The organism is Actinorugispora endophytica (genome assembly GCF_004363075.1).
GTDB lineage: Bacteria > Actinomycetota > Actinomycetes > Streptosporangiales > Streptosporangiaceae > Actinorugispora > Actinorugispora endophytica.
Genome location: NZ_SNYN01000023.1, coordinates 39684 through 52593 on the forward strand (window position 1 = coordinate 39684; position 12910 = coordinate 52593).

Here is a 12910-nt window from a genome sequence, read left to right on the forward strand (position 1 = left end):
CCGCCCCGTCGTGTGCTCCCTTCCCGCCATCGCGGGTCCGGAACGTCCCTCCGACGCGTCCGGCGCGACCCTGCGGGATGGTATGCGAGCCCGTGTCGCGGGCCGGCCACCGATTTTCAGGATATGCGCTCCGCGTGGAGTGATGAACGGGATGGTCTGTGCGTCGTTCTTACGAGCCTAAGCGAAGAAGCGGGCCGGCTTCACCGCGTGGTGTCCGGTCGGGCTCGACCGGCCCCTCTCCTCGTCGCCTCTGGTCGCGGCCGATCCTACTTGGCCTGGGCCTTGCGGTACTGGAGCACGTCGTCGACGATCCCGTACACCTTGGCTTCCTCCGCGGTGAGGATCTTGTCCCGCTCGATGTCGCGGGAGACCTCCTCGACGGTGCGGTTGGTGTGCCGCGCCAGGGTGGTCTCCAGCTGCGTGCGGATGCGCGTGATCTCGTTGGCCATGATCTCGATGTCACTGGCCTGACCGTGCGAACCCTCCGTGGCGGGCTGGTGGATCAGCACCCGCGCGTTGGGCAGCGCCAGGCGCTTGCCCTTGGTCCCGCCCGCGAGCAGGACGGCCGCGGCCGAGGCGGCCTGCCCCACGCAGACCGTCTGGATGTCGGGGCGCACGTACTGCATCGTGTCGTAGATCGCCATCAGCGAGGTGAAGGACCCGCCCGGCGAGTTGATGTACAGCGTGATGTCGCGGTCGCTGTCGATGTGCTCCAGCGTCATCAGCTGCGCGATGATGTCGTTGGCCGACGTGTCGTCGATCTGCACCCCGACGAAGATGATCCGCTCTTCGAACAGCTTGTTGTAGGGGTTCATCTCCTTGACGCCGTACGTCGTGCGCTCGACGTAGGAGGGGAGGACGTAGCGGCTCTGCGGAGCCGCCGGCGCCATCCCGCCGCCGTAGGGGCTGCTGAGGTTGTACTCGGTCATTTCCTGGCCTTCCACACTGCGCCTGTCCAAAGGGCTGCCGGGTCGGGGCTCCGCTGTCACCGGCCGCCCGTGACGTCGGGCGTCTCCGACAGCACCTCGTCGATGAAGCCGTACTCGCGGGCCTCCTGGGCGGTGAACCAGCGGTCCCGGTCGGCGTCCTTCTCGATCTGCTCGTACGTCTGGCCCGTGTGCATGGAGACACGCTCCAGGAACATCTTCTTCACGTAGATCAGCTGGTCGGCCAGGATGCGGATGTCCGAGGCGGTGCCCCCGATGCCACCCGAGGGCTGGTGCATCATGATGCGGGTGTGCGGCAGGGCGTAGCGCTTGCCCGGCGCGCCCGCGCACAGGAGCATCTGCCCCATGGAGGCGGCCAGGCCCATGCCGACGGTGCGGACGTCGTTGGGGATGTACTGCATCACGTCGTAGATCGCCATGCCGGCGGTCACCGAACCACCGGGCGAGTTGATGTACAGCGTGATGTCCCGCTGCCGGTCCTCGGCGGACAGCAGCAGGAGTTCGCCCACGATGCGGTTGGCGATGTCGTCGTCGACCTGCTGGCCGAGGACGACGATGCGCTGCCGCAGCAGGCGCTGCGACGTCTGGTCGAACATCGGGGGCATAGGCGACTCGGCCGTACGGGCTTCGGTTCGCATGGACTCACTATCGGTCGGCGGCACTCTCGTCACCTGCTCCGGAATCGAAACGGTTGCGACGCTTGCGACACTAACGCTGTTCACCGGCGCACTCGCACCGTTCGCGTCCCTGTTCGCTTTCAGCGCAGGTGCCCCGCTCCGCGACCAGGGCTTTCCGCGTCTGGCGAAACGCGCGGGCCCCGCACCCCCGTGAGTCTGGGGTGCGGGGCCCGCGTAGCGCTGCCCGGGAGCCGGTCAGGCCTTCTCGTCGGGCTTGGCCTCGTCCGCGGCCTCGGGGGCCTCGGCCTCCGCCTCCGCGGCGGTCCCGACGGTCTCGACGTCCTCAGGAGCCTCGGGGGCCTCGACCGTGACGGTCTCGGTCTCGGCCGCCCCGGCGGGGGCGTCCTGCTCGACGACGTTGCCGGACTCGTCGACGACCTTGGCCTTGGCCACGACCAGGTTCATCGCCTTGGCGCGCACGACCTCGGTGTAGGCGACCCGGATCTGGTTCGACTGCACGAGGTGCTGCGCGAGCTGGTCGGGCGAGATGTTCATCCGCTGGGCCTGGTCGACGACGTACTGGCTCAGCTCGTCGTTGTCCGCGGTCAGCTCCTCCTGGATGGCGAGCTGGTCGAGGATGAAGCCGGCCTTGACGGCGCTGCCGGCGCCCTTGGCGAGCTCGGCCTCGAACTCCTCCTCGGTCTGCTCCTGCGACTCGAAGTAGGACTCCTTGGTCAGGCCGCTCTGCGAGAGCTGCTGCTCGAGGCTCTCGCGCCGGCGGTTGACCTCCTCGGCGACCACGCTCTCGGGGAGCGGGATGTCGACCGACTCGACGAGCTTGTCCAGGGCGCGGTCGCGGGCCTGGGCGATCTGCTGGTAGCGGCGGACCTCACCGAGGCGGTTGGCAACGTCGGCGCGCAGCTCCTCGATGGTGTCGAACTCGCTGGCCAGCTGGGCGAACTCGTCGTCCAGCTCGGGCAGTTCCTTGACCTTGACGCTGTGCACGGTGACGGTGACGTCGGCCTCGCGGCCCTCGTACTCGCCGCCCACCAGCTTGGTGGAGAAGGTCGTGGTCCCGTCGGCGCTCAGTCCGACGAGGGCCTCGTCCAGGCCCTCCAGCATGGTGTTGGTGCCGATCTCGTACGAGATCCCGCTGGCCTGGACGTCCTCGAGCTTCTCACCGTCGATCGCGGCGGAGAGGTCGATGGAGACGTGGTCTCCGGTCTCGGCGGGGCGGTCGGCTCCGGTCAGCGTGGCGAAGCGCTGGCGCAGGGTCTCCAGCTGCTCGTCGATCTGCTCGTCGGAGACCTCGGCGTCGTCGACGGTGACCTCGAGGCCCTCGTACTCGGGGACCTCGAACTTGGGGCGGACGTCCACCTCGGCGGTGAAGGCCAGCTCGTCGCCGTCCTCCAGCTTGGTGATCTCCACGTCGGGCTGGCCCAGGGCGAAGACGTCCTCCTTCTGGACGGCCTCGTTGTAGAGCTCGGGAACCGCGTGGTTGACCGCTTCGCTGATCACCGCGCCGCGGCCGACGTAACGGTCGATGAGCCGCGCCGGGGCCTTGCCGGGCCGGAAGCCCTTGATTCGGACCTGCTTGGCGAGCGACTTGTATGTCACGTCGAAGGCGTGCTCGAGTTCCTCGAAAGGAACTTCGATGGTCAGCTTGACCCGGGTCGGGCTCAGCTCCTCGACATCGGTCTTCACGGGGCGGTACTCCTAGGTTTCCGGCGTTTTCCGGTACGCCCGGCACTTAACGCGGCGCTCGGCCACACCGCAACATGGCGACGGCCGACGGGCACCGGCTGGCGGGACGTCACAGGAGACGGTGAGATCTCCAGCGTGATTTCCATACGATCACGCTCAGTCTAGGGCAGGTGCGAAGGGGCCGACGGCCACACCGGAACGCGAACGCCCCACGGACCATCTGCCATCTCGTCGGGGAGGCGGGATTCGAACCCGCGGCCTCATGCTCCCAAAGCATGCGCGCTAACCAAGCTGCGCTACTCCCCGCGAACCGCGCGGGTCCGCGAAAAGTGCGCGACCCACACCGCGGAGACGGTAGTCTTGTCTCCGTCGGCTTCACGAGTCTAGAGGAAACTCAAGGGGCTCGACGCCATGCGGGTGTAGTTCAATGGTAGAACTCCAGCCTTCCAAGCTGGTCGTGCGGGTTCGATTCCCGTCACCCGCTCCAGACGCCGAAGGGCCAGGTCCGGGGATTCGCATCCCCGGACCTGGCCCTTCGTTCGTTCCCGCCGGACACTCGCCCATCCCCCCGGAACGAGCAGCAGCGTGTTCGGAGAGACCCGGTTCGCGGTCACCACAGGGAGTCCCGCTCGGTGATCTCGACGCCGGCGTTCCACAGAACGGACACAGTGGAACGCCGGCGTCGAGGTCATCGAGGGGCGGCCGGGGGCGGAGTTCCCGTTCGCGGGGCGCGCTTCTAACGAAATCGCGGCCGTGTCCGGGAGCGGGGTTGCGTGCCCGCTCGGGAGCGGCGGAGCATGGAGCACCTGGCCCGCCGATACGGGGATCCTCCCGGCGGGAGACGACAGATGGGGTCGCGCCGATGGGGCACAAGGTCCGGATCCAGGAACTCCCGGGGATCGGGAAACGCTACGACGCCGAGGCCGGGGCCCCGGGGCAGCGGGTCTCCGTGGTCGTCCGCGGCAACGGGATCCGGGACCTCTACGTGTTCACGTCGGACTCCCCCGATCCCGACGCGGTCCTCGAACTGACCGAGGAGCAGGCTCTGCGCATCGGCGCGATCCTCTCCGGCACCTTCTTCACCTCATGAGCCCGCCGGACGCTCCCGCGCGTCGGCCGCCCCAGCACGCCGCCCTCCGGTGAGGTAACCCATGCCGCACAACGAACTGCTCGTCTTCGGCGCGCTCATGCTCACCGCCGGCCTGCTGGCCAGGTTCGGGCGGAGGGTGGGGCTCCCGACGGTCCCCTTCTTCATGGCGGCCGGGGTCCTCCTCGGTCCGGGAACACCAGGGCCCGTGCTCATCGAGGACCCCGAGAGCCTGCACCTGCTGGCCGTCCTCGGCCTCGTCCTGCTGCTGTTCCAGCTCGGCGTGGAGTTCCCGGTCAAGCAGGTCCTTTCCAGCGGCAGGCGGCTGTTCACCGCCGCCGCCTGCTACATCGGGCTGAACATCGGCGCGGGACTGGCCTTCGGCTTCCTGCTCGGCTGGGGGACCGGCGAGGCCCTGGTGGTCGGGGGCGCGCTGGGGATCTCCTCCTCCGCGATCGCCATCAAGATCCTGATCGAACTGCGCAGGCTGACCAACGCCGAGACGCCCGTGATCCTGGGCATCATCGTCATCGAGGACCTGTTCCTGGCCTTCTACCTGGCGCTGATCCAGCCGGTCCTGTCCGACGCGTCCTCCCCGACGGACCTCGTCGTGCAGATCATCACCGGCTTCGGTTTCCTCGCGCTGCTCTTCGTCCTGGCCCGGTTCGGCGCGCGACTCATCGGGGCCGTCATCAACAGCCGCGAGGACGAGCTGCTCACGATCCTGATGGTCGGGCTCGTCGCGCTGGTGGCGGGGCTGTCCGAGGAGCTGGGCGTGTCCGAGGCGATCGGCGCGCTGATGATCGGCCTGGTGGTGTCGCGCACGTCGGTGCGCGAGCGGGTGGAGCGGCTGGTGCTGCCGCTGCGCGACGCGTTCGCCGCGGCGTTCTTCGTCTACTTCGGGCTCGGCATCAACGTCGCGGACCTGCCCGCCGTCGCGGTCCCCGCGCTGCTCGCGGTGGTGATGACGGTCGTCACGAACCTGACCGCCGGGGTCATCGCCGGGCGGCTCCACGGCTTCAACCAGCGCGCCACCGCCAACATCGGGCTGACCGTGCTGGGGCGCGGCGAGTTCTCCCTCATCCTGGTGACCCTGGCGCTGGGCGCGGGGCTCGATCCCCGGCTGGGGCCGTTCGTGGCGTTGTACGTGCTGGTCCTGGCCGTGCTCAGCCCGCTGATGGCCTCGGGGTCGCGGTACCTGGCCCGGGTCCTGCCCGACTCGCTGCTGGTCTCCAACTGGCGCTACGTGCGCGAGGAGACGATCGGCACCTCCTGCTCGCACCTGGACCAGGTGGTGGTCACCGAGCCGGACGGCCGCGAGTGCGCCGAGTGCGCGCGCGTCGGCGCGACCTGGGTGCACCTGCGCCTGTGCACGGCGTGCGGGACGGTGGCGTGCTGCGACGACTCGGTGAACAAGCACGCCGGCGCCCACTTCCGGGAGAGCGGGCACCCGATCGTGCAGTCCATCGAACCGGGTGAGGACTGGCGGTACTGCTACGTGGACGCGATGCTGGTCCGCGAGCCCGCGGGCGGCGGGCGGGAGCCGGAGCGGGGCTGACCGCGGCGCGGCCCGGTTCCGTCCGGGCCGCGCGGCGCGGTCAGACCGACGCGCGGTAGCGGTGGATGAGGGCGACCGCCATGGCGCCCTCCCCCACCCCCGAGGCGACGCGCTTGACGGACCCGGCGCGCACGTCGCCCGCCGCGAACACCCCCGGCATGCTGGTCTCCAGCAGGAACGGCTCCCGCCCGGCCTCCCAGCCGGGGACCCCGCCGTCCTCGCCGCGCACCAGGTCGGGGCCGGTGAGCAGGAACCCGGCGCGGTTCCGCTGGAGCAGCCCGGCGACCCAGTCCGTGCGCGGGCGCGCGCCGATGAAGGTGAAGACGAAGCGCGCGGGGACCTCCTCGGTCCGCTCCTCGGCCGAGTCGCGCAGGACCAGCTCCTCCAGCCGGTCCCCGCCGGCCAGCCCGGTGACCCGGGTGTTCAGCCGGACCCGGATGTTGGGCCGCGCGGCGATCTCGTCGACCAGGTACTGCGACATCCCCTTCTCCAGGCTGTCGCCCCGCACGAGCAGGGTGACGTCGGCGGCGTGCTGGGAGAAGTGCATGGCGGCCTGCCCCGCGGAGTTGGCCCCGCCGATGATGTGGACCTCCTCGCCCGCGCAGGCCGTGGTCTCGGCCGTCGCCGCGCCGTAGTACAGCCCGGCGTTCTCGAACCGCTCGACCCCGGGGACGTCCAGCCGGTTGTAGGACACGCCCGTGGTGAGCAGCACGACCTCGGCGCTGATCTCGCGCCCGTCCGCGAGGGTGACGATGTGCGAGGGCCCGGCCTTGCGCAGTCCGACGGCCTCGACGGGCGAGAGGATCTCCGCGCCGAAGCGCCGGGCCTGGGTGACCGCGCGCCGGGCCAGGTCGCCGCCGGACAGGCCCGTGGGGAAGCCCAGGTAGTTCTCGATCCTGCTGGACATGCCCGCCTGCCCGCCGGGGACGTCCCGGTCCAGCAGCAGCGTGCTCAGGCCCTCCGACGCGCTGTAGACGGCGCCGCCCAGGCCCGCCGGGCCGCCGCCGACGATGAGGACGTCGTAGTGCGGGCGGGTCGCGGTGCCCGCGATGCCCAGCCTCCCGGCCAGTTGGGCGCTGTCGGGCGCGGACAGCGCGTCGCCCTCGGGGAACAGCACCAGCGGCAGCCGCGCGTCGGGGTGCCCGGCGGTCAGCTGGGCGGCCTCCTCGTCGCGGGCCGCGTCCACGAACCGGAACGGCTGCTGGTTGCGGGTGAGGAAGTCCCGGATGTGGTGGGCGGCGGGGGAGACGGGGTGGCCGACGACCCGGATGCCCCGGTAGGGCGGGTGGTAGGAGGCCCACCAGTCGTCCAGGAGGTCGTCCAGCACGGGGTAGAGCCGCTCCTCCGGCGGGTCCCACGGCTTGAGCAGGTAGTGGTCGAGCCGGACCTGGTTGATGGCCGTGATGGCCGCCTCGGTGTCGGCGTAGGCGGTGAGCAGGACGCGCCGCGCGGACGGGAAGCGCGCCACCGCCTCCAGGAGGAAGTCGACTCCCGTCATGTCCGGCATGCGCTGGTCGACCAGGAACAGGGCGGGCTCCTCGTCCCGGGCCTCCAGCGAGTCGAGGGTCCTGAGCGCCTCCCGTCCGGAGGGGGCCGACAGGACGCGGTAGCGGTCGGCGTAGGCCGCGCGCAGGTCCCTGCGCACGGCCCTGAGCACGTGCGGGTCGTCGTCGACCGCCAGCAGGACGGGCCTGGGCGGGGAGGCATCGGTCACGGTCTGCAACTCCTGTCGGTGGGTGGGGAGGGCCGCGGTCAGGACACCGGGATCTCGTCGGCGTAGCACCACACCCAGGACTCCCCCGGTTCCCGGGAGGTGACGAGCGGGTGGCCGTGCTCGCGGAAGTGCCGGGTCGCGTGCCGGTTCCGCGAGGAGTCGCAGCACCCCACGTGTCCGCAGGTCAGGCACATTCGGAGGTGGACCCATGTGTCGCCGGTCCTGAGGCAGTCCTCGCAGCCCTGGGCACTGGGGGTGACGTCGCGGATCTGGTCGACGTGCGTGCACGTGAACACGGGAGGCCTTTCTGCGGGGCGGCGGGCGCGCCGCGGTGGTTGCGCGCGCCCCTCCTCTGACTCGTCCCGCGGCGCGGGACCTCTCTCCCAGCCTGCCCGCTGCCGGTGGCGGACGCCCGCCTGACTTAACGGAATACCCGCGCACCGGCCGCACCCGGCCGAAGTCCGGGAAACCCTCCGGACTTCCGGATGGGATCCGGGTGAATTCACTCCGGAAACGCATTCCGACCGCCTCGCGCCGAACCGTCCGATCGCCACCGCCGGGCAGACAGGTGCTTTTCACGACGTCACGAAATAGTCGCCGATCTTGACGAAATACCGGCTTCGGGCCCACTCCCCGGAATGCACGTTGTCACGTCGGGTATCCGGCCGATCACCCGCCCACCTGCCGTAATCCTGGCCCGAAGCTGCCGGTCGAACCCCCGACGTCACGGAATCCCGGCCGTTCCGCGCCCACGCGTTGCCAAACCCCGATTCAGGGCCGTGAATGTCAGATCGCCCTTTTCCGTTCGGGGCCGGCGCTCCCGAGGAAGGGTCGTTGACGCGTCGGCCGCGCCTCACCGATCGTCGAAAAGGAACGGGGCGGTTTCCGAACCGACGGGAATTCACGGCCGACACGGCCGGCTCCGGCGCGCCGTCCACGACGACCCTTCAGGAGTACTGCGGTGTCAAAGCGAGTGTTGATCGTCCTTTCCGAGTACGGGTACTGGGGAGAGGAACTCGTCGGGCCCTTGAGCGCCTTCGACGAGCGCGGATACGACGTCACCTTCGCCACTCCCACCGGCCGGCGGGCGCACGCGCTGCCGCCCAGCACGGACCCCGGCTTCGTCGACCCGCCGCTGGGCCGCCCCGTGGTGTCCGAGGCGGTGGCCAAGCTGACCCGCGAGGTCGAGGCGTCGTCCCGGCTGGAGAACCCGCTGGACCTGTCCTCGTGGCTTCCCGAGCGCCCCTACACCAGCGACGGCGACTACCTGCGCGGCCTGGAGGCCTACAACCGCGCGCTGGACGCGGTCGCCGAGGACGTCCGGACGCGGTACGACGCGCTCCTCCTGGTCGGCGGCAGCGGTCCGATCGTGGACATGGCCAACAACGGGCGCGTGCACGACCTGCTGCTGGCGTTCCTGCGCACCGGGAAGCCGATCGGCGCCGAGTGCTACGGGGTCGCCTGCCTGGCCTTCGCCCGCGACTGGGAGGACCGCGCCAGCATCATCCGGGGCAAGCACGTCACCGGGCACTGCAAGGAGTACGACTACAAGGACGGCACCGGGTTCCTGGGCACCGACTTCGCCATGGGACCGCCGCCGTACCCGCTGGAGTACATCCTGCGCGACGCCACCGGCCCCGACGGCCGCTACCACGGCAACTTCGGCAGGGAGACGTCGGTCGTCGTCGACTACCCGTTCGTCACCGGCCGCTCCACCCCCGACTCCTTCCTGACCGGGACAACGATGGTCGCCGTCCTGGAGGACGGCCTGACCCGGTACGGCTGGTGACCCGATGACCCGCGCGCACCAGGTGCCGCCGCGCCCCGGCAGGGCCGCGCTGTTCGAGCAGTTCCGCGCCGACGGCATCACCCGCATGTTCGGCAACCCCGGCACGGTCGAGCAGGGGTTCCTGGACGCGCTGGAGGACTTCCCGGACTTCCACTACGTCCTGGCCCTCCAGGAGACCGTGGCCGCGGGCATCGCCGACGGCTACGCCCGCGCCACCGGCGGCCCCGCGCTGCTGCAGCTGCACAGCGGCGTCGGCCTGGGCAACGGGATCGGCATGCTCTACCAGTCCAGGCGCGGCCACACGCCCCTGGTCTGCGTGGCCGGGGAGGCCGGCGTCCGCTACGACGCCATGGACGCGCAGATGGCCGCCGACCTGGTGGCGATGGCCCGCCCCGTCACCAAGTGGGCCGCGCGGGCCACCGACCCGTCCTCGCTGCTGCGCATGGTGCGCCGGGCCGTCAAGATCGCGATGACGCCGCCGCGCGGCCCGGTCTTCCTGGCCCTGCCCATGGACGTGCTGGACGCGGTGACGACCGAGCCCGCACTGCCGACCTCGATCCCCACGACCCGCGCGGTGTGCGCGCCCGACGTGGCCGAGCAGGCCGCCCGGCTGCTGGCCGGGGCCCGGCGCCCGCTGGTCCTGGTCGGCGACGGCGTCGCGCTGTCGGGCGCGCAGGAGGAGCTGGCGCGCGCCGCCGAGGCGCTCGGGGCGATGGTGTGGCAGGTCGACTCCTCCGAGGTCAACATCCCCGCCGACCACCCTTTGTCGGCCGGCCAGACGGGTCACATGTTCGGACACGCCAGCCGGGCGGTGGTCGCCGACGCCGACGCGGTGCTGATCGTGGGCACGTACGTGTTCCCCGAGGTGTTCGCCGACCTGGCCTCGCCGTTCGCCCCCGACGCGCGGATCGTGCACGTCGACCTCGACGGGTACGAGATCGCCAAGAACCACCCGGTCGACCTGGGCGTCGTCGCCGACCCCGCCCCGACGCTGGCGGCGATCACCGACGCGCTGGTCTCGCTGCGCTCCGCGGCCGACGCGGAGGCCGCCCGGGGCCGCCTGGAGGACGCCCGCGCCGCGGCGCGGGGGCGCGTGACCGGCGCGGCGCGGCCCGCGGAGGGCGAGCCGCTGCTGGCGGCGTTCATGCGGGAGCTGTCCGCGCGGCTGGACGACGACACGGTGGTCTTCGACGAGGCGCTGACCGCCTCGGGCATCATCACCGACTTCCTGCCGCCGCGGATCCCCGGGCGGTACCACCTGACCCGGGGCGGCTCGCTCGGCGTGGGCTTCCCCGGCGCGGTGGGCGCGAAGCTGGCCCACCCCGACCGGACCGTCATCGGGTTCTCCGGCGACGGCGGGAGCATGTACACCTACCAGGCGCTGTGGACGGCGGCCCGGTACGGCGTCGCCGCCCGGTTCGTGGTCTGCAACAACGGCCGCTACCAGCTGCTGGACTCCAACATCGACCAGTACTGGCGCGAGCGCGGCATCGCCCCGCGCGACTACCCGTCCGGTTTCGACCTGTCCCGCCCGGACATCCGCTTCGCGGAGGTCGCGCGCGGCCTCGGGGTGGCGGCGACCCGGGTGGACAAGGCCGAGCAGGTCCCCGACGCGGTGGACCGGATGCTCGCCTGCCCCGGCCCCTTCCTGGTCGACCTGCACACGGGCTGACCGACGCACACCCACACCGAAAGGAGCCCCCTATGGCCGAGTTCTCCGAGGCCGCGATCCGCCGGGCCGTGATCCGCTGGTACCGCGCCCTGGACCGGCACGACGAGCTGAGCGAGGTGCTGCCCTACCTCGTCGACGACGGCCTGGAGATGCGCTTCCCCGAGGGCGTCAGCCGCGGCCACGCCGGGTTCAAGGAGTGGTACGAGCGCGTGACCACCCTGTTCTTCGACGAGGAGCACACCGTCAGGAGCGTGGACGTGGACTTCACCGGCCCCGCCTCGGCGACCGTCGCGGTCCTGGTCAACTGGCAGGCCCGGGTCTGGAGCCCGCCCGCCGCGCAGAGCCGGTGGCTCGGCTTCGACGCCTTCCAGACCTGGGAGGTCGTCCTGGACGAGGGCCGCGTCAAGGTCAGGACCTACACCGTGGACGCCCTCGACCCCATGCCGGGTTCGGCGTCCCTCTGATCCCTCCCCTCGCGCCGGGCGAACCCGCGCGGCGTCCGTCACACCCACCACCAGGCAAGGAGCCACCGTGGCCAACACCGAACTCGTGTTCAAGATGTACGAGTACTTCAACGCAGGCAAGCTCGACGCCATCCGGTCCGAGCTGTTCGCCCCGGACATCGTCTGGCGGATGCCGGGCCACCACCCCCTCTCGGGCACGATGAGCGGCGTCGACGAGGTCATGTCGTTCCTGACCAACCTCTTCCAGGCCGGGATCACCGTCGACAACGCCCACTTCGGCGAGCTGGACGACGGCACCGTCTGCGAGAAGCACCTCGGCCACGCCGAGCTCGACGGGGAGAAGTTCCTGTTCCCCACCTCCACCACCTACGGGGTCCGCGACGGCCGGCTCGCCGACGTGCAGGTGCACACCGCCGTGCAGCACGACGTGGACCGGTACTTCTGGGCCCGCTTCCAGCTCAAGCCCGTCGCCGAGCGGGTGGCGTCCTAGATGGCGGGCCAGGGGCCGACCCGGGAGCGGGTCGAGGCGGCCTACCAGGCGCTGGAGACCGGTGACCGGTCCCGCGTCGCCGAGTACTGGGCCGAGGACATGCGCTGGCTGGTCCCCGGCAACCACCAGCTCGCCGGCTGGTGGGAGGGCCTGGACGGGTTCCTCGACTTCATGGGGCGGGTCGGGCGGCTGTCCGGCGGGAGCTTCGTGATGAAGCGCGAGGCCGTCCTGCTCTCCGGGGACCGGTCCGCCGACGTGTCCCACAACGTCGGCTACCGGGCGGGCGCCGACGGCAGCCCGTCCCTGTACGACCGCCTGGAGATCGACGTCATCCACCTGCTGCGGTGGCGCGACGGCAGGGTCGTCGAGGGCCGCGGCGCGGTCTTCGGTGACGGAACCACCACCTTCAACCAGTTCTGGTCACAGGTCCGGGCCGACGGCGTCCGGACCGACGGCTAGGGGACCGCTCCGCGTGAAAGGGCACCGATGGACACCCGAGAAGTAGTCGAGAGCTACTACGACCTCGCCAACAAGGGGGACTGGTCGCGCTGGTGCGACCTGTTCGCCCCCGACCAGGTCATGGACGAGCAGCTCGCCGGTCGCGTCGAGGGCCGCGAGACGCTCCGCTCCATGATGCGCGGGTTCCCCGACATGTACTCCTCCTTCGCCAACGTGCCCCGGCACGTGGTCGTCGAGGGCGGCCAGGCGGCGGTCGTGTCGCACATCTCGGCCCGCACCCGCGGCGGCGCCGGGATCGAGGCGGAGGTCGTCAACTACTTCCGCGTCGTCGACGGCCTGATCTCCTACATGGCCAACTTCCACGACACGGTGCCCTTTCACGTCCTCGACCCCGACCCCCGGAGCTGAG

General features: G+C 71.0%; 13 protein-coding genes and 2 tRNA genes. 9 read left to right on the forward strand and 6 right to left on the reverse strand.

Going from position 1 to position 12910, the window contains the following annotated elements:
* Positions 1-266: 266 nt before the first annotated feature.
* From EV190_RS19600 to EV190_RS19615, 4 genes are all read right to left on the reverse strand, one after another.
* Positions 267-929 carry an ATP-dependent Clp protease proteolytic subunit gene (locus EV190_RS19600; RefSeq protein ID WP_133743056.1) on the reverse strand — a complete coding sequence of 221 codons (663 nt, stop codon included), beginning with the start codon at positions 927-929 and terminating at the stop codon, positions 267-269.
* A 56-nt stretch (positions 930-985) separates the two neighbouring features.
* Positions 986-1552, reverse strand: a complete 567-nt coding sequence (locus tag EV190_RS19605) for a ClpP family protease (protein ID WP_208113253.1) — start codon at positions 1550-1552, stop codon at positions 986-988.
* 267 nt (positions 1553-1819) lie between these two features.
* Positions 1820-3268, reverse strand: a complete 1449-nt coding sequence (gene tig, locus EV190_RS19610; RefSeq protein WP_133743058.1) for a trigger factor — start codon at positions 3266-3268, stop codon at positions 1820-1822.
* A 231-nt stretch (positions 3269-3499) separates the two neighbouring features.
* Positions 3500-3574, reverse strand: a tRNA-Pro gene (locus EV190_RS19615).
* Positions 3575-3681: 107 nt separating this feature from the next.
* On the opposite strand from EV190_RS19615, the gene EV190_RS19620 reads away from it, so the two are divergent.
* From EV190_RS19620 to EV190_RS19630, 3 genes are all read left to right on the forward strand, one after another.
* Positions 3682-3755, forward strand: a tRNA-Gly gene (locus EV190_RS19620).
* 375 nt (positions 3756-4130) lie between these two features.
* Positions 4131-4358, forward strand: a complete 228-nt coding sequence (locus tag EV190_RS19625; RefSeq protein WP_133743059.1) for a potassium transporter TrkA — start codon at positions 4131-4133, stop codon at positions 4356-4358.
* A 61-nt stretch (positions 4359-4419) separates the two neighbouring features.
* Positions 4420-5913, forward strand: a complete 1494-nt coding sequence (locus tag EV190_RS19630) for a cation:proton antiporter domain-containing protein (RefSeq protein ID WP_133743060.1) — start codon at positions 4420-4422, stop codon at positions 5911-5913.
* Between the two features lie 40 nt (positions 5914-5953).
* Here the strand turns inward: EV190_RS19630 and EV190_RS19635 are convergent, their stop codons facing one another.
* Positions 5954-7627, reverse strand: coding sequence for an FAD-dependent oxidoreductase (locus EV190_RS19635; RefSeq protein WP_133743061.1), 1674 nt, complete (start codon positions 7625-7627; stop codon positions 5954-5956).
* A gap of 38 nt (positions 7628-7665) precedes the next feature.
* A complete protein-coding gene (locus EV190_RS19640; RefSeq protein ID WP_133743062.1) occupies positions 7666-7923 on the reverse strand; it encodes a UBP-type zinc finger domain-containing protein in 258 nt (85 codons plus the stop codon).
* A 665-nt stretch (positions 7924-8588) separates the two neighbouring features.
* On the opposite strand from EV190_RS19640, the gene EV190_RS19645 reads away from it, so the two are divergent.
* From EV190_RS19645 to EV190_RS19670, 6 genes are all read left to right on the forward strand, one after another.
* On the forward strand, positions 8589-9416 hold the full coding sequence (locus tag EV190_RS19645) for a type 1 glutamine amidotransferase domain-containing protein (RefSeq protein WP_133743063.1): 828 nt from the start codon (positions 8589-8591) through the stop codon (positions 9414-9416).
* A 4-nt stretch (positions 9417-9420) separates the two neighbouring features.
* Positions 9421-11088, forward strand: coding sequence for a thiamine pyrophosphate-binding protein (locus EV190_RS19650; protein ID WP_208113249.1), 1668 nt, complete (start codon positions 9421-9423; stop codon positions 11086-11088).
* Between the two features lie 32 nt (positions 11089-11120).
* Positions 11121-11552, forward strand: coding sequence for a nuclear transport factor 2 family protein (locus EV190_RS19655; protein WP_133743064.1), 432 nt, complete (start codon positions 11121-11123; stop codon positions 11550-11552).
* 67 nt (positions 11553-11619) lie between these two features.
* Positions 11620-12042 carry a nuclear transport factor 2 family protein gene (locus EV190_RS19660; RefSeq protein WP_133743065.1) on the forward strand — a complete coding sequence of 141 codons (423 nt, stop codon included), beginning with the start codon at positions 11620-11622 and terminating at the stop codon, positions 12040-12042.
* Complete coding sequence (locus EV190_RS19665) at positions 12043-12501, forward strand: nuclear transport factor 2 family protein (protein ID WP_133743066.1); 459 nt, start codon at positions 12043-12045, stop codon at positions 12499-12501.
* A 27-nt stretch (positions 12502-12528) separates the two neighbouring features.
* Positions 12529-12909: a nuclear transport factor 2 family protein gene (locus tag EV190_RS19670; protein ID WP_133743067.1), complete on the forward strand. Its 381-nt coding sequence runs from the start codon at positions 12529-12531 to the stop codon at positions 12907-12909.
* The last annotated feature ends 1 nt before the right edge of the window (position 12910 follow it).

Coding starts and splice junctions, on each gene's coding strand:
- EV190_RS19600 (WP_133743056.1), bottom strand. CDS start 929: ATGACCGAGTACAACCTCAGCAGCCCCTACGGCGGCGGGATGGCGCCG.
- EV190_RS19605 (WP_208113253.1), bottom strand. CDS start 1,552: ATGCCCCCGATGTTCGACCAGACGTCGCAGCGCCTGCTGCGGCAGCGC.
- EV190_RS19625 (WP_133743059.1), top strand. CDS start 4,131: ATGGGGCACAAGGTCCGGATCCAGGAACTCCCGGGGATCGGGAAACGC.
- EV190_RS19630 (WP_133743060.1), top strand. CDS start 4,420: ATGCCGCACAACGAACTGCTCGTCTTCGGCGCGCTCATGCTCACCGCC.
- EV190_RS19650 (WP_208113249.1), top strand. CDS start 9,421: ATGACCCGCGCGCACCAGGTGCCGCCGCGCCCCGGCAGGGCCGCGCTG.
- EV190_RS19655 (WP_133743064.1), top strand. CDS start 11,121: ATGGCCGAGTTCTCCGAGGCCGCGATCCGCCGGGCCGTGATCCGCTGG.
- EV190_RS19665 (WP_133743066.1), top strand. CDS start 12,043: ATGGCGGGCCAGGGGCCGACCCGGGAGCGGGTCGAGGCGGCCTACCAG.
- EV190_RS19670 (WP_133743067.1), top strand. CDS start 12,529: ATGGACACCCGAGAAGTAGTCGAGAGCTACTACGACCTCGCCAACAAG.